Origin of the sequence: Arthrobacter sp. UC242_113, from assembly GCF_044054585.1 — a bacterium.
Lineage (GTDB): Bacteria > Actinomycetota > Actinomycetes > Actinomycetales > Micrococcaceae > Arthrobacter.
The window spans coordinates 2,610,377-2,626,190 of the sequence record NZ_CP171968.1; the positions used below are offsets into that span (position 1 = coordinate 2,610,377).

General features: G+C 65.9%; 13 protein-coding genes. 7 read left to right on the plus strand and 6 right to left on the minus strand.

Features of this window, described 5'->3' with window-relative positions:
• The first annotated feature begins 5 nt into the window (after window positions 1–5).
• Window positions 6–680, plus strand: a complete 675-nt coding sequence (locus ACHMXB_RS11835; protein ID WP_395398514.1) for a class F sortase — start codon at window positions 6–8, stop codon at window positions 678–680.
• A 172-nt stretch (window positions 681–852) separates the two neighbouring features.
• Here the strand turns inward: ACHMXB_RS11835 and ACHMXB_RS11840 are convergent, their stop codons facing one another.
• Window positions 853–2,835 carry an amino acid transporter gene (locus tag ACHMXB_RS11840; protein ID WP_395398515.1) on the minus strand — a complete coding sequence of 661 codons (1,983 nt, stop codon included), beginning with the start codon at window positions 2,833–2,835 and terminating at the stop codon, window positions 853–855.
• A 408-nt stretch (window positions 2,836–3,243) separates the two neighbouring features.
• On the opposite strand from ACHMXB_RS11840, the gene ACHMXB_RS11845 reads away from it, so the two are divergent.
• A complete protein-coding gene (locus ACHMXB_RS11845; protein WP_395398516.1) occupies window positions 3,244–4,680 on the plus strand; it encodes a TrkH family potassium uptake protein in 1,437 nt (478 codons plus the stop codon).
• Entirely contained in the window at window positions 4,673–5,365 is a 693-nt protein-coding gene (locus tag ACHMXB_RS11850) for a potassium channel family protein (RefSeq protein ID WP_395398517.1), read from the plus strand. Before ACHMXB_RS11845 ends, ACHMXB_RS11850 begins: the two co-directional genes overlap by 8 nt.
• 33 nt (window positions 5,366–5,398) lie before the next feature.
• On the opposite strand, the gene ACHMXB_RS11855 is transcribed toward ACHMXB_RS11850, so the two are convergent.
• Window positions 5,399–5,770: a hypothetical protein gene (locus ACHMXB_RS11855; protein WP_395398518.1), complete on the minus strand. Its 372-nt coding sequence runs from the start codon at window positions 5,768–5,770 to the stop codon at window positions 5,399–5,401.
• A 413-nt stretch (window positions 5,771–6,183) separates the two neighbouring features.
• Between ACHMXB_RS11855 and ACHMXB_RS11860 the strand changes: the two genes are divergently transcribed.
• The 3 genes from ACHMXB_RS11860 (at window position 6,184) to ACHMXB_RS11870 (ending at window position 12,634) form a co-directional block, all read left to right on the plus strand.
• Window positions 6,184–6,855: a carboxypeptidase-like regulatory domain-containing protein gene (locus tag ACHMXB_RS11860; protein WP_395398519.1), complete on the plus strand. Its 672-nt coding sequence runs from the start codon at window positions 6,184–6,186 to the stop codon at window positions 6,853–6,855.
• A 59-nt stretch (window positions 6,856–6,914) separates the two neighbouring features.
• Window positions 6,915–12,272: a carboxypeptidase regulatory-like domain-containing protein gene (locus ACHMXB_RS11865; RefSeq protein ID WP_395398520.1), complete on the plus strand. Its 5,358-nt coding sequence runs from the start codon at window positions 6,915–6,917 to the stop codon at window positions 12,270–12,272.
• 185 nt (window positions 12,273–12,457) lie between these two features.
• Window positions 12,458–12,634, plus strand: a complete 177-nt coding sequence (locus ACHMXB_RS11870) for a CsbD family protein (protein ID WP_395398521.1) — start codon at window positions 12,458–12,460, stop codon at window positions 12,632–12,634.
• A 150-nt stretch (window positions 12,635–12,784) separates the two neighbouring features.
• On the opposite strand, the gene ACHMXB_RS11875 is transcribed toward ACHMXB_RS11870, so the two are convergent.
• Together ACHMXB_RS11875 and ACHMXB_RS11880 are read right to left on the minus strand one after the other, a co-directional pair.
• A complete protein-coding gene (locus tag ACHMXB_RS11875) occupies window positions 12,785–13,105 on the minus strand; it encodes a carboxymuconolactone decarboxylase family protein (RefSeq protein WP_395398522.1) in 321 nt (106 codons plus the stop codon).
• An 11-nt stretch (window positions 13,106–13,116) separates the two neighbouring features.
• Complete coding sequence (locus tag ACHMXB_RS11880) at window positions 13,117–13,530, minus strand: cupin domain-containing protein (RefSeq protein WP_395398523.1); 414 nt, start codon at window positions 13,528–13,530, stop codon at window positions 13,117–13,119.
• Window positions 13,531–13,655: 125 nt separating this feature from the next.
• Between ACHMXB_RS11880 and ACHMXB_RS11885 the strand changes: the two genes are divergently transcribed.
• Window positions 13,656–14,564 carry a helix-turn-helix transcriptional regulator gene (locus ACHMXB_RS11885; RefSeq protein WP_395398524.1) on the plus strand — a complete coding sequence of 303 codons (909 nt, stop codon included), beginning with the start codon at window positions 13,656–13,658 and terminating at the stop codon, window positions 14,562–14,564.
• A gap of 127 nt (window positions 14,565–14,691) precedes the next feature.
• On the opposite strand, the gene ACHMXB_RS11890 is transcribed toward ACHMXB_RS11885, so the two are convergent.
• Both ACHMXB_RS11890 and ACHMXB_RS11895 read right to left on the minus strand, forming a co-directional pair.
• The gene (locus tag ACHMXB_RS11890) at window positions 14,692–15,027 is read right to left on the minus strand and encodes a branched-chain amino acid transporter permease (RefSeq protein WP_395398525.1); all 336 of its coding nucleotides are present in this window, start codon (window positions 15,025–15,027) and stop codon (window positions 14,692–14,694) included.
• Entirely contained in the window at window positions 15,020–15,799 is a 780-nt protein-coding gene (locus ACHMXB_RS11895) for an AzlC family ABC transporter permease (protein ID WP_395398526.1), read from the minus strand. The genes ACHMXB_RS11890 and ACHMXB_RS11895 overlap by 8 nt, the downstream gene beginning before the upstream one ends.
• Window positions 15,800–15,814: the final 15 nt, after the last annotated feature.

Sequence of the window (15,814 nt, forward strand, 5' to 3'; positions counted from 1 at the left end):
GTCACTTGGAAGCGCCCAAAACCTCCGGCCGGCACCGGCGTCCGCGCCGGCCCATCCGCTGGCGCTGGTTCGCTGTGCCCCCGGTCGCCGCCGCGGGCTTGGCAGCCGCCCTATTCCTGTCCCCGTCGAACGCTGTGGCCCCGAACGATGGCGGCAGCGCCGGCGTCGTGCCTTCCGCCGCTCAGTCGGCGGTGGCTGCTTCCCCGAGCACCCCCGCCGCCCGAAAGCCGCTGCGGCCGCTGGCCGCAACGCCGACAGCGGTGTCGATCGAGGCTGCCGATCTGGATGTTCGCGTCCTGCCGCTGACGCCCAGCGCGGACGAGATGGCTTCGGAGTCGCTGGTGCCGCCGCTGACCCTCGATGCCTACTGGCTGACCAGCTACGGCGTGCCCGGCACAGGGTCGACCAACACAACGTACATCGTGGGGCACAGCTGGGACGGCAGGGACGCCCCGTTCAACCGCCTCAGCGACGAGTCCCTCGTGGGCAAGGCGGTCACCGTGACCACGGCGACCGGCACACTGAAGTACGTCGTGGATTCCGTGACCATGCACGACAAAAACACGCTCAAGGACAGCGACATCTGGGACGTCGTGCCCAATCGGGTGGTGCTGATCAGCTGCTACACCGAGGACCCGTGGGGCAAAAACGTGGTGGTCGCGACCTCCCCAGCGCCGTAGGTTCCGGACGCGTCCTCAGCTTTCGCCGCGTCTAGCCGAACGCGTCCTCAGCTTTCTCCGCGTAACCCGATCAGCGGTGAGGAAGCGTCAGGGAACAACCGACGAGACGTGAGGAAGGGTCCGGGGAAAGGCGACGAAAGGTGAGGAAGGGTTTGGGTGGTGCCGCGCCGGGCTAGCCGACGTGGATGCCGGGGCGGCGGGCGGGGTCGGGCTCGTTTTCGCGGATGATCTCGCGGACCACAGGGGCGGTGTCGCCCCGGCCCAGGAGCAGGTAGCGCATCAGGTGGGCCAGCGGGTTGCCCTCGGCCCACTCGAAGTAGGCGTGCGGCCGGACCCCGGTGGCGTCGTGCAGGGCCAACAGGATCGCGGCGATGGCGTTGGGCGCGGCCGGGCTGGTGGCACGCAGGACGCGGTGCCCGGCCACCTCGACGCCGCGCACCGTGAGCACGTCACTGAAGCCCGACGGGTCCGTGACGTCGATCTCCAGGAACATCACGTCGGCCGTGCCGGGCACGGGGTTGTTCTCCCGCTGCGCCGCCTCCTTCTCCGCGTACTCCTTGGCGTCCCTGGCCTGCGGGCGGTTAGCGATGATGTTGATCCGCCCGTCGTAGTCAATCGTGTCCGTCACGAAGCGGCGCGCGGCCTCATCGAACTCGATCCGGTCCACCCGCAGCTCGGTGGTCCGCGAGACCCTGGACACCAGCGACACCACCACGATGCCCAGGATGAACAACCCGGAGATCGCCAGGCCGTCCGGCTTCTCGATTACGTTCTCCGCGAGGGCGTAGAGCATCACGAGGGTCAGGACGGTGAAGCCGACGGCGGCCCCGCGCTTCTTCTTGCGCGCGGCGGAGATGCTCACGGCCACCGCGCCGGAGACCATCATGAACAGGATCCCGGTGGCGTACGCGCCGGCCTGGGCGTTGACGTCGGCCTTGAAGCCGAGGGTGATGAGGATGCTGATGGCCGTGTACACCAGGACCACGGGCCGCACCGCTCGCGACCAGTCCGGCGCCATGCCGTAGGACGGCAGGTACCGGGGCACGATGTTGATCAGCCCTGCCATCGCGGAGGCGCCGGCAAACCACAGGATCAGGATGCTGCTGACGTCGTACACGGACCCGAAGCCGTTGCCGAGCCGCTCGTGCGCCAGGTATGCGAGCGCGCGGCCGTTCGCCGGCCCGCCCTCCTGGAACGCCTCGGCCGGGATCAGCACGGTGGTCACGAAGCTGCTGCCGATCAGGTACACGCTCATCACGACGGCCGCCGTCGTGAGGAGCTTGCGGGTATTCCGGATCCGGTTCCGCAGCGTCTCCTCCGGAGATGCCCCGGATGCCTTCACCAGGGGCATCATGCTGACGCCGGTTTCGAAGCCGGAGAGGCCCAGCACCAGGAGCGGGAACGCCAGGATCGCGGGCCCGGCGATGTTGCCAAAACCGCCGCCGAAGGAGCTGAGTTGCGCCATCCAGGGGGCGACGCCACCCGGCTGGGTGACGGCGTCGTAAATTCCGGTGCCAATGATGACTGCGTTCAACAGCAGAAAGACGCCTACCAGAGGAATGGCCACGGCCACCGCCTCGGAGAAGCCCAGCAGGAACACCCCGCCCAGGATCAGCAGCATCACCACGGTGATGGGGACGGCCTGGCCCTCCAGGAACGGCGGCAGGTACGGGTTCTCCAGCATGTGCACGGTGGCGTCCGCGGCGGACAGGGTGATGGTGATGATCCACGACGTCGCCACGAACCCGAGCAGCACCAGCACGAACACCTTGCCGCGCCAGAACGGCAGCAGGTTTTCGAGCATGGCCACGGAGCCCTGGCCGTGCGGGCTCTCGTGCGCCACCCGGCGGTACATCGGCAGCATGCCCAGCAGCGTCAGGGCCACGATCAGCAGCGTGGCCAGCGGCGACAGTGCCCCGGCGGCGAGCGCGGCGATGCCTGGGAGGTAGGACAGCGTGGAGAAGTAGTCCACGCCGGTCAGGCACATGACCTTCCACCAGCTCTGCTGGTGGCCGGTGCCCTCCGCGGATTCCGGCCCCACCGGCTGGTGCACCTTGTGCTCCAGCAGCCAGCGTGTGAACGCGCCGCCGGGGCCGTTCTCCCGCTCGGGGTTGGGCACGCTGGCCGGAACGGAGTAGTGGGCTGGTGCGGTCATGGAGTGTCTTTCTGGATTTCAGGGAAGGTCCGCCGTCGGGCCGCTGGAGAGCAGCGGGAGGTTCGGCGTCAGCGGCTAGAGGGTTCCGCCGTCGGGCGGCGGGACGGTGTCCGACGGCGGGGGCTACTTCGTTGCTCTGATGAGCCGGTAGATCATGTAACCGGTTGCGCCAATCCCGAGGATCAGCCACAGCAACGGGGCGCTTTGGGTCAGCATGGCAGGACACGGCCTTGCGTGCTTGAGGTGGCCACGGGGTCCTTCGATTCACATGGGCAGTTTGCTGATGACCACGGGAGCCTAGCACCGGCCGGAATCCGTAAAGCGCCCAAACCGGCGATCTTAACGCTTTCTTAACGCCTCCCTCTTCACACCGGCTGCAGGGAACACCGCGGTGGTAGCGTGACGCGTATGCGCGACGTTCCTGCCCCGAAGGCCCCGCCTGCGGCCGGAACAGACCGCAGGTTCAGCGGGCTGTGGGCCGCCGGAGGCTCCAAGGTTTTCCCGCGCATCCTCAACGTCTTCGCGCCGCAGCACCCGGCCCAGGTGATCGTGCTCGGGTTCGCCGTCGCCGTCGCGGTGGGCACAGCGCTGCTCATGCTGCCCATCTCGCGGAACGGCCCCGAGGGTGCGCCCTTCCTCGACGCCCTGTTCACGTCCACGTCCTCGGTGTGCGTCACCGGGCTGATTACCGTTGACACGCCGGTGTACTGGAGCGGCTTCGGCAAGGTGGTGATCATGGCCCTGATCCAGATCGGCGGGTTCGGGGTCATGTCCTTCGGCACCCTGCTGGGCGTGCTCATGGCCCGCCGGCTGGGCCTGCGGTCACGGCTGTCGGCGGCCGCGGAGACCAGGAGCACCGGGTTCGGCGACGTCCGCCGCGTGCTACTCGGCGTGCTGGCCATCAGCCTCACCGTGGAGATCGTGCTCGCCGGCATCCTGGCCGCGAGGCTCGTCGCCGGCTACGGCTACGAGCCCGGGCGGGCAATGTGGCACGGCGTCTTCCACTCGGTGTCCTCCTTCAACAACGCCGGGTTCGCGCTGCATACGGACAACCTCATCGGCTTCGCGGGGGACCCGTGGATCTGCCTGCCCATCGCGGCCGCGGTGATCATCGGCGGCCTCGGCTTCCCCGTGCTGTTCGAACTGCGCCGGCAGTACCAGCGGCCGATCCACTGGAGCATGAACACCAAGCTGGTCCTGGTAGGCACGGCCGTGCTCCTGGCCGCGGGAACCGTGTTTGTAACCGCCGTCGAATGGTCCAACCCGGCCACTCTCGGCCGGCTGAACCCCGGTGAGCGCATCTTGGCCGGGTTCTTTCAGTCCGTCATTACCCGCACAGCCGGGTTCAACAGCGTCGATATCGGGCAGATGCACGAGGTGTCCTGGCTGGGCATGGACATCCTCATGTTTATCGGCGGCGGCCCGGCCGGCACCGCGGGCGGCCTGAAGATCACCACCTTCAGCGTGCTGTTCTTCATCCTGCTGACGGAGCTGCAGGGCGGCACGGCCGTGAACATTTTCGGCAAGCGCCTGTCCCGCGCCGTGCACCGGCAGGCGATCACGGTGGTGCTTCTGGCCATCGGGCTGGTGGTGGGCTCCACGATGTTCCTGATGGTCATCACCGACTTCGGCCAGGAGCGGATCCTGTTCGAGGTGATCTCCGCATTCGCCACGGTGGGGCTGTCCACCGGCATCACGGCCGCCATGCCGCCGGCCGGCCAGGTGGTGCTGATCCTGCTCATGTTTATTGGCCGCCTCGGCCCCGTGACGCTGGGCGCCGCACTGGCGCTCCGCGAACGCCCGCTCCTCTATGAATACCCGAAGGAAAGGCCCCTCATTGGCTAAGAACTTCTTCTCCCGTTCCTCCGAATCGGGAGCGCAGGCTGACACCGTTGTGGTCATTGGCCTCGGCCGCTTCGGCGGGTCGCTGGCGCTCGAGCTCGAGGCGCAAGGGACCGAAGTCCTGGGCATCGACTCCAGCGAGGACACCGTCCAGTCCTACAACGGCCGCCTCACCCATGTGGTCCGGGCGGACTCCACCAAGGAAGAGGTGCTGCGCCAGCTCTCCGTCCACGAGTTCGACCGCGCCGTGGTGGGCATAGGCAGCGACATCGAGGCGAGCATCCTGACGACGTCGCGCCTGCTTACGTTCAAGAAGCCGCAGATCTGGGCCAAGGCCATCAGCGAACCGCACGCCGAGATCCTCAACCAGCTCGGCGTGGACCACGTGATCCGCCCCGAGCACGACATGGGCAAGCGGGTGGCCCACCTGGTCCGCGGCTCGCTGCTGGACTACGTCGAGTTCGAGGACGACTTCGTGATGATCCGCACCAGCCCGCCCACCGAGGCCCGCGACCGCCCGCTCGGCGTGCTGGGCCTGCGCGACAAGTACGGCATCACCATCGTGGCGGTCAAGCGCCCCGGCGGCATCTGGGGCCACACCACCGCGCAGACCGTCCTGTACGACGACGACCAGATCATCGTGCAGGGCAGGAAGACCCAGGCGGAACGGTTCAGCAACCTGCCCTGACGCTTACCGCGTAGCCGGTTATCGTGTGGGCGCCTACCGTGTGGCCGGCGCCTCAATGAAGACCACCTGGCTCAGGCTTCTGACAGGCCCTCGCCTCCGGGCCCGTTTGCCGACGGCGTTAGCCGGGGTCCCGGCGTCGGCGGACTTCAGTCTCCCGGCACCAGCGGAATGCCCGACGGCGTTAGCCGCCTCACCGGCCGCGACCCGCCGCACGCTGAGCTGCTCGAGGTCCAGCAGCCGGCGCGTGCCCGTTCGGGCGTCGATAATCCAGAACAGGTCGATGTCCTGGAACGTGCTGCTCACGGTCCCCCGGTGGGCCAGCCTGCCCCGGTGCCAAGCCTCGATCTCATCGCCTACAGCCAGCTCGGCACCGGACCGCACTTCAAACATTTCTTGTTCAACCATCTCTGGGCCCCTTCCCCCGAACAGCTTCGTGGGCCCAGCCTGCACCAGGTTGTTTTCTAAAAAGTTTCGAGATGATGATGAGCTCGTGTCAGGCCCGGCGTGGCGGAGACTGCCGGGCAAGGTAACAGCTCCGGCCGGCGCTCTTGTTGCCTTCTCTGAAAAATGCGCCCTTCTTGATCCAATCCTGTGGAATTCTTGAGCATGGATTTGAATTCCAGCCCTTTGTTACGACTGAGGCAATACATGCCGCCGGGACTAACAAATTGTTGATTACTTACCGTTCTTCCACTCGGTTTATATACCTTTGCAGGCGGGTTACACTAAGGCGTTATTTGACAATTGAATGATGCAGCCGCGCCGCTGCCGTACCCGTGGGGGGATGGAAAATGCTCGCTAGGAGCAGGCGATTCCGCATGAGAATCGCGATATTGTTATCGGTGCTTTCGGCACTCATAGTTACGGGCTTAACGCCTGCGGCGGCAGTAGAGGTTGGAGGCGCCACTGCCTCCATCAGCGGAAAAATAACCGCTGACTTCTCTGGAGGCAGCCAAGGATACACAGGCGTTCACGTGAGCAACGCCGCAACTTCCGAATATGTAACCAGCAGCTACGCTGATGCCGAAGGAAATTACACTGCCTCAAATCTTCCTGCGGGCTCCTACAAGCTGCAGTTTTTTGACTACGGCGGCCTGAACCTCGGACAGTGGTACGGCGGCACCGCGGATCAAGAAGGCGCCACGGTTGTGGTGGTCGCCGCTGGCCAGCAGCTCAACGGCATTGACGTAACGCTCGCCAAGGGCGCAACAATCAGCGGTCACGTAAAAGCCTCCGCTGGAGTTGACCTCAGCGGAATTGAGGTCAGGGTCCATGCTGCGGACGGCATGTCAACGCCGGGGTATTCGGCTGTGGCGGGGGACGGCAGCTTAAGGTCTACGGCCTTCCGGCGGGGTCGTACAAAGTCCAGTTCGGCGGATACGGCTCGGGAGCGCTGGACCAATGGTACGGGGGCGCCGATTCTCTTGAGGCCGCCACCCCTCTTACGCTTACGGCAGGCCAGGATGCCACGGGAATCGACGCCAGCCTGATCAAAGCTGCCACAATCAGCGGACGCGTCAGCGCACCCGAAGGCGTCGACCTCGGCGCCGTGACAGTCGCGGTTCACGAAGCCGACCGCATCTCCTACACCGGGTTCGACTGGGTCAAGCCGGACGGCACCTTCAAAGTCACGGGTCTCCGCGCGGGAACATACAAGCTGCAGTTCCAGGGAAGCAACTCCGGGGCACTGGACCAATGGCACGCAGAAGCCGACTCAATTGAAACTGCCACGGCAATTACACTCGCCGCGGGCCAGGACCTCACCGGCATCGATGCCGCCCTGGTGAAGGGCGCGACAATTAGCGGCCAGGTCACCGTACCGGCGGGCACTGAGATTAGTTCCGTAAGTGTCTTGGTCAGCCAGGCGGACAACGTGTACTACTTCAACAGGTATGCGTCCGTGGGCCAGGACTGCAGCTACAAGGTCACCGGCCTTCCTGCAGGAACCTACAGGGTTCAGTTCCAGGGGAATGACTCCGGTGCAGTCGACCAGTGGTACGCCAATGCGGAATCGGCCGAGACCGCAACACCTGTGAGTGTCACCGCAAACCAGGATCTTGCCGGAATCGACGCGACGCTGGTCAGGGCCGCGACGATCAGCGGCAAGATCACGGCGCCAGCAGGGGTCAACCTCAGTGACGTAAGTGTCAAGGTCCACAGGGCTGACGGCATGACGATCCCCGCATCCGTCTCGGTGAACGCAGACGGCAGCTATCGGATCGGAGGCCTGGCGGCGGGTAGTTACAAACTTCAGTTCGATACAGGCAACTCGGGGGCTCTGGAGCAGTGGTATTCCAGTGCTGGCACCTTTGAGGCCGCCACCGTGTTGGCACTCGAAACAGGCCAGGACCTCACCGGAATTGACGCGGCCCTGGTCAAGGGCGGATCCATCAGCGGATCGGTCACTGCACCCGCGGGCGTCGATCTGACCTCTCTGCGCGCGTACGTTTACCCGGCAGCGAACCAGTACCGTAGCTGGTCTGCCAGGGTAATGGGCGACGGAAGCTATAAAGTCCTCGGGCTCGCCGCAGGAAGCTACAAGGTCGAGTTCTCGGGCTACAACACGGGAACCCTGACACAGTGGCACGCCGGGGCTTCGTCATACGAAACGGCAACCCCCGTTGCACTTTCCGCCGGCCAGGACGTTACTGGCATCGACGCCGACCTCGTAACAGGCGCCTCCATCAGCGGCCGCGTTAGCGCACCCGCTGGAGTCGACTTGGCCCGAGTGCAGGCTTACGTGTTCCCGGACGGTACGGACTGGAACTGGTTGGCAGCAGTCGACCTTGGTGCCGACGGCTCGTACAAGTTCAGCGGACTTCCTGCCGGCCCCTACAAGATACGGTTCACTGCGGGCAACTCCGGCGCCCTAGACGTATGGTACGGCGGCGCGGCGACGTCAGCCGGCGCTACCGTCATTGCGCTCACAGACGGCCAAGCCAAGTCGAATGTCGACGCCACGCTGACAAAGGGCGCATCCATCAGCGGCAAGATGTCGGGAGCTCCCGGCGTCGACATTTCCGCAGTCAACGTGGAACTGCACAACGTTGATAATTTCCGCGCCTACCCGGTCAATGCAGATGTCCGCCCGGACGGAAGTTTCTCACTGGTCGGGCTCCAGGCCGGCAACTACAAGATCCGCTACTACGGGCCAAATGCTGGCGCCCTGGAGCAATGGCACGAGAATGCCACCAGCATGGATTCCGCGACTGTCGTGGCACTGGCCCCGGGACAGGACGTGACAGGGATCAACGCCTCGATCGCCAAGGGCGCCTCCATCAGTGGCACGGTCAAGGCACCTGACGGTGTCAGCCTGACATCGACCTATGTGCGGGCCGTCTCCGAGGCAGAGCCGAACGGACCGAGTGCAAACGTCCGCGCCGACGGGACCTACAAGCTGCGCGGCCTCCCGGCCGGAACCTACAAACTGCAGTTCTACGGCAACGGCTCGGGGGCCCTGGAAGAGTGGTACCAGGATGCCCGGACCTCCGCCGACGCAACACCAGTAACAGTAACGGCAGGCCAGGACCTCACAGGCATCGACGCGACTTTGGCCAAGGGCGCCAGCATCAGCGGCAAAATCACGCTCCCTGAAGGCGTTCCCGCCTACTCGGTGTACGTCAGCCTGTACCAGGGCGGCGAGTTGACGCCTCTGAGCACCGTCTCGCTCAATCAGTATGACGGCTCCTATTCTTTCCGCGGGCTCGCTGCGGGAAGTTACAAGCTGCAGTTCCAGAGCTACGGTTACGCGGGACTCGTTCAGCAGCAGTGGTACAGCGATGCTTCCTCCATTGACACCGCTACGGAAGTGGCAGTCACAGACGGCCAGGACCGCACGGCCATTGATGCGACCATGAAGAAGAGCGCCTCCATCAGTGGCAAGATCACGGCCCCTGACTCAGTGAACCTCAGCAAAGCGTTGGTCTACGCGACACGGGCCGAATCACCGGACCAAACCGCAGCTGTCGCATCGGTGGGAGTTGACGGAACCTACACTCTCAACGGCCTCGAACCGGGTACCTATAAGGTGCGGTTCTCAGGCGAACAGAGTGGAGCCACAGACCTCTGGTACGGCGGCACCACTCCGGACACCGCAACCCCGGTGGTCGTTGCGGCGGAAGAAGCCAAGGCATCGGTCAACATGACAGTGACCACCGGCGCTTCCGTCAGCGGCACTGTGACGGGTTCCGGAAGCCTTTATGGCTACCCGGTTACTGTTTATGATCTGGCAGGTAAGACAGCAAGGACTACGCAGACGGACGCGGCCGGCAGGTACAGCGTGGTGGGCCTCGCTGCAGGGTCCTACAAGATTGGCTTCAATCGCTCCAACGGGACATACCAGGACGAAGCGCAGTTCTACGCGAACAAGCCGGAGTCCGCGGGCCTGAACCAGGCCGAAGTCATCACCCTCGCCCAGAACCAGTCGCTGCAGAATATCGACGCAACTCTGAAAACGGGTGGGTCAGTAACCGGAACGTTGCTGGACAACGCCGGAAAGCCCCTGCAGTACGCCTACGTTGAGGCGTACACCCGCGACGGTTCATTCGTCAGCCGGTATGGAAGCTCAGATGCCACTGGAAAATTCAGCATTGGGGGCCTCACGACAGGAAAGTACTTCCTGCATGTCTTCCGGGACGCAATACGCGGCAACCTGTACTCGGGCAACACCGCCGAGGAAGCCAGCGCCACCCCGGTAGCCGTGACCAGCGGGAGTGCCACAACGTTCGACCTGTCGTACGCGGTGCCCCAGCTCACCGGGCCGGTGCCCACCATCAGCGGCACCCCCAAGGTGGATTCCACACTCACCGCGGAACCGGGCACATGGGGACCTTCACCGGTGACACTGAGTTATCAGTGGAAGGCCGACGGCGCAGACATCGCCGGGGCCACTGCCAACACCTACAAGGCCACGGCAGCGACGGTAGGCAAGGTCCTGACCGTAAGTGTCACGGGCTCGAAGGCTGGCTACGGCACGGCAACGAAGACCTCGGCCGGAACCGCCAAGGTTGAGGCAGGCACCCTGACCGCACCAACGCCCACGATTTCGGGCGCCGCGGCGGTGGATTCCACGCTAACCGCGGTACCCGGTACGTGGGGACCGGCACCGGTGGCGCTGGGTTACCAGTGGAAGGCCGACGGCGCCGACATCGCCGGGGCCACCGCCGCCACCTTCAAGCCCACGACGGCGACGGCGGGCAAGACCGTGACCGTCACCATCGTTGGCACCAAGGACGGCTACACGACTGAGACCAGGACGTCCGCGGCCACGGCCAAGGTAGCGGCAGCCGCCCTGACCGCCCCCACCCCCACCATCAGCGGCACGGCCAAGGTGGATTCCACCCTGACCGCGGTACCCGGCACGTGGGGACCGGCACCGGTGACGCTGACGTATCGGTGGAGCGCGGACGGCGTCAGCGTCGCAGGAGCCACGGCTGGCACCTACAAGCCCACCGCAGCGACGGTCGGCAAGGCGCTGACCGTCACCGTTACTGGCTCGAAGGCTGACTTCGCCACGGTAAGCAAGACCTCGGCGGCCACCGCCAGGGTCGCAGCCGGAACCCTGACCGCGCCCACCCCCGCAGTCATGGGCACGGCCAAGGTGGGTTCCACGCTGACGGCAACCGCCGGTACATGGGGGCCTTCACCGGTTGCCCTGAAGTACCAGTGGAAGGCCAACGGCGTCGCCATCACCGGCGCCACCGCCGCCACGTTCAAGCCGGCCGCGGCACAGGTGGGCAAGACGCTGACCTTCAGCGTGACGGGCACCAAGGCCGGGTACACCACGGCAACCAAGACCTCCGCCGCCACCGGCACGGTCATGGCCCTCAACCCGGTCCTCACGGCCCCGACGCCAAGGATCACCGGAACCGCCAAGGTGGGCTACACCCTGACAGCAGCTCCGGGAACCTGGGGACCGGCGACGGTCACCCTGAAGTACCAGTGGAAGGCCAACGGCGCCGCCATCGCCGGAGCCACGGCAAGCGCGTACAAGCCGGCCGCCGCTGTTGTGGGCAAGACCATCAGCGTCACGGTCACCGGCAGCAAGGCCGGCTACAACACGGCGGCCAAGACGTCGGCACTCACCGCAAAGGTCGCCGTCGGAACGCTGTCCGCACCGGCTCCCAGGATCACCGGAACCGCCAAGGTGGGCTACACCCTGACGGCGGTTCCCGGCGCGTGGGGACCGGCGCCGGTCACCCTGAAGTACCAGTGGAAGGCCAACGGGGTCTCGATCGCCGGCGCCACGGCCAGCACGTACAAGCCGGCCGCGCCCGTGGTCGGCAAGGCCATGAGCGTCACGGTCACGGGAAGCAAGGCGGGCTATACGACGGCGGCCAAGACGTCCGCGGCAACCGCAAAGGTCGCAGTCGGGACCCTCACGGCACCGGTCCCGGGGATCAGCGGTGCTGTCAGGGTGGGGTCCGTCCTCACGGCAACAGGGGCCTGGGGGCCGGCGCCGGTCACGCTGAAGTACCAGTGGAAGGCGAACGGCGTTGCCATTACGGGCGCCACTGCCGGCACCTACACCCCGTCTACCGCGGTGCTGGGCAAGACCCTGACGGTCACGGTCAGCGGTTCGAAGTCCGCCTTCACCACGGTTACCAAGACCAGTGCGGTGTCTGTGAAGGTGGCGGCCGGCGTGCTGACCGCTCCCGTCCCCACCGTCTCCGGTACTGCCACAGTGGGCTCGGTGCTCACAGCGGTTCCGGGCACGTGGGGACCGGCGCCGGTCACGCTGAAGTACCAGTGGTACGCCAACGGCGTGGAAGTCACCTCTGCCACGGCCAGCACGTACAAGCCGCTGGCAACCGACGCCGGCAAGACGCTGACGGTAACCGTCACGGGATCCAAGGCCGGATTCACGACGGCGGCGAAACCGTCCGCCGCCACGGCGGCGGTGAGCTGACACCCTCGGTGAGCTGACCGTCGTCGTACGTCAGGCGCACCAAACGGCACGGCCGCTGCAACTCCAACCGGGTCGCAGCGGCCGTTCCGCTTTAAGGGCAGGAGCCTTCCGGCCCCGCCGCCGATAAACTGGGAGTGGCCGCCGCGGCAGCAGGCCGCCCCGGCTTTCCCGTACAGGAGGTCACGATGGGTTTGGGTGACAAGATCCACAATGCCGCCGAAAAACTCCACGGCAGAAGCAAGGAAGCAGCCGGACGCGCCACCGGTGACAGGCGGCTCAGGGCTGAGGGCAGGGAGCGCCACATCAGGGCCGACCTCAAGCAGGCCGGCGAAAAGGTCAAGGACGCCTTCAGGAGGCACTGACCAAGGTCCCGCTGTAATGCTCGAGGCCCTGTCCGGTAAGAGCGGACAGGGCCTCGTTGCGTTTGGCGCTCCGCCAGTTCCGGCGCTCCGCCAGTTCCGGCGCTCCCCCACGCCGGCACCGCGAGGACGCGGCGCCCCGGCAGACGGGGCTCAGCCGATAAAGGTGTCCCTGGCGATCATGATCGCGGTGATGGCTTTGGGCCAGCCGGTGTAGAACGCGAGGTGGATGATCGCCTCTTTGATCTCGTCTTCGGTCAGGCCGTTCTTCCGGCCGAGGGAGATGTGGTACCCGAGCTGCTCGCTGTTGCCGCCTGCAACCAGGGCAGTGATGGTCACCAGGCTGCGGTCGCGCGGTGACAGCTGGGGGCGCTCCCACACGTCGCCGAAAAGCACGTCGTCGGTGAGCTGCGCAAGCTTCGGGGCAAACCCGCCGAACATCTTCTGGGCGCCGGACGGTTCGTTCTCAGTCATGCAGTCCTTCCCTACTTCGCTACCGTGCGGGGGCCGTTGTATTCCTCGTCGGTGACGTGCTCGAACCAGCCGCCGTCGGCGGGGTCCCCACCGCTTTCCAGCATGGCCAGGTGCTCCATGTAGCTGTCCGGGGCGGCTCCGTGCCAGTGCAGTTCTCCGGGCGGCGTGTAGATGGTCTGGCCGGGGTGAACCTCGAGGAGCTCCCCGCCCCGGGACTGCACCAGCCCGATCCCCTCGGTGATGTGCAGGGTCTGGCCGTTGGAGTGGCTGTGCCAGGCAGTGCGTGCGCCTGGTGCGAAGCGCACCTTGGCAACGACCATGCGCTGGCTGTCGTTCTGCGGGCCGGCGATCATGTCCAGCCACACGTCGCCGGTGAACTGCTCGGGCGGGTTCTTGACGGTGGGCGGCTTGGGCGCAATTTCCACGTGATACTCCTTTTGGTCGTTCAGTTACCAGACAACCGCAGACAGGCCAGGCAAGGGAGTCACTGTTCTTAGGGGTACCGGCAGGGACTCCCACACAGGACGGGAATGCCCCTAGCGTTATAGGCATGGACAACCGCACCGAAATCCGCGACTTCCTGGCCTCCCGCAGGGCGAGGATCACCCCGGACAGGGCCGGTCTGCCGGACTACGGCGGCAACCGGCGCGTGCCCGGTCTGCGCCGCGGGGAAGTTGCCTCCCTGGCGGGGGTCAGCATCGAGTACTACACCCGCCTCGAACGGGGAAACCTCGGAGGAGCCTCCGATGACGTGCTGGAAGCGGTCGCGAGGGCACTGCAGCTGGATGAAGCGGAACGGGAGCACTTGTTCGACCTTGCCCATGCGGCCAGCGCGGGAGGCAAGGCCCGTCGTCGACCTGCCCGGAAGCAGTCGGTCCGCCCCAGCCTGCAGGCGATCCTTCACGGGATGACCGGGTCTCCGGCCTTCGTGCGCAACGGACGCCTGGACATCCTGGCCATCAATGACCTGGGCCGGGCCCTGTATTCTGAGGCGTTCGGCGGCGCGGAGCAGCAGGTCAACCTGGCCCGGTTCTGCTTCCTCGACCCGCGGGCCCGCACGTTCTATCCGGCGTGGGAAGACGCAGCCAACACCACCGTGGCCCTGCTGCGCACCGAAGCCGGCAGGGACCCCTATGACAAGGCCCTGCAGGACCTCATCGGGGAGCTGTCCACCCGGAGCGATGAGTTCCGGGTCCGGTGGGCAGCCCACAACGTGCGCCTGCACCGGACCGGCCTCAAGCACTTCCACCACCCGGTGGTGGGCACCCTCGCCCTCGCCTTCGACGCCATGGATCTGCCGGCCGATCCCGGACTGACGCTGACCGCCTACAGCGCGCAGCCCGGCTCGGCCGAGGAAGACGCCCTCAAACTGCTGGCGAGCTGGGCCGCGAGCCAGGAGCAACCCGCGGCTGGCTCGTCGCGGCAGGCCGCACCCGAGCCCAAGGCCGCCAACGGTTGACCCGCCGTCGGGGTGACCCGCGGTTTTGCCAAAAAGGGCTGCTTCGAAGCCTTTCAAGCGGCCCTTTTTGGCAAAGGACGCACGCCACAGGTTCCAGCCGGGACGAACGGACACATTAGCCCAACCGTCAAGCGATGGCGGCGAGAGTTGAGGCCAGCGCCACGTGGGCGGCCGTACCACCAAGGACACTGACGACGGCGTTGCCGCGCCAAAGGTGAAGCCCGGCAGTGACAGCGAATCCCGCTGCGACGGCGACGCTCCCCGGAGTGAGGGACATGGGGGTATGGCGGACGGTGTAGAAGACCAAGATGGTCATGATGCCCACGGGCATGTGGTCGTTAAGGTACGGCAGCACGGAGCTGTGGCGGATCGGTGCAAGGAGTGCGAACGGCGCGGCCCTCAGTGCCCATGTGACGGCAGAGCTGATCAGGACGGCGGCAAGAATATAGCCGGGCTCAGGCATGACGTGTTTTCCTCCGCTCGATGGCGTAGCGGACCAGCAGAAGTGCCACGAACATAGCCATGGCAGCGACCAGCATGCCTTCGCCAAAGACCAAGTAGCCGGCCAGAGCACAGCCAAGGGCCATGATGGGGACCGGGATGCTCCTGCGGACGCGATAGGCCTCCATGCCCAGGACCAGAAAGAACGCCGTCAGCGCGAACTCCAGGCCTACAACGCCATCGGGGATTAGGGTTCCGCCAAGGGCACCCGCGGTGACGGAAACCACCCAGCTGACCTGAAAGGTAGCTTGGACGGCAAGGATCCGGCGCCGGCTCCAGGACTGCGCTTCAGGTGATGCGGTCAGAGCCCATGCCTCGTCGGTGAGCGTGAACGTGCTGTAGGTGCGGGCGCCGCGGCCGTGGACGCGATGCAGCGGGAAGGAAAGCGCATAGAAGACATGCCGGAAATTCACCAGGAACGCTGTCACCGCGACCGAGGCCAGCGGCGCCAGTGAGACCACCATGCCTAGGACAAGGAATTCGAGGGAGCCGGCGAAGATGACTGTCGCGAACACGGGTGCCCACCACCACGGGAGGGTCGATTGTGCCACGACGACGCCGAACGCGATCCCCATCGGCAGCACGGCCAGCACCGCAGGAAGGGAGCCCCGGACGGCCATCCGGACGTCACCTGAAGCGGCCGGCGCAGCGCTGGCTCCGTCTGCGCTTACGGCTGTTGGGAGCGCCGTCGTCGGTCCCGTCGGGAGGGCTCGCGGCGCGGTGTTTTCGGTCATGCCGCAATGGTAGAG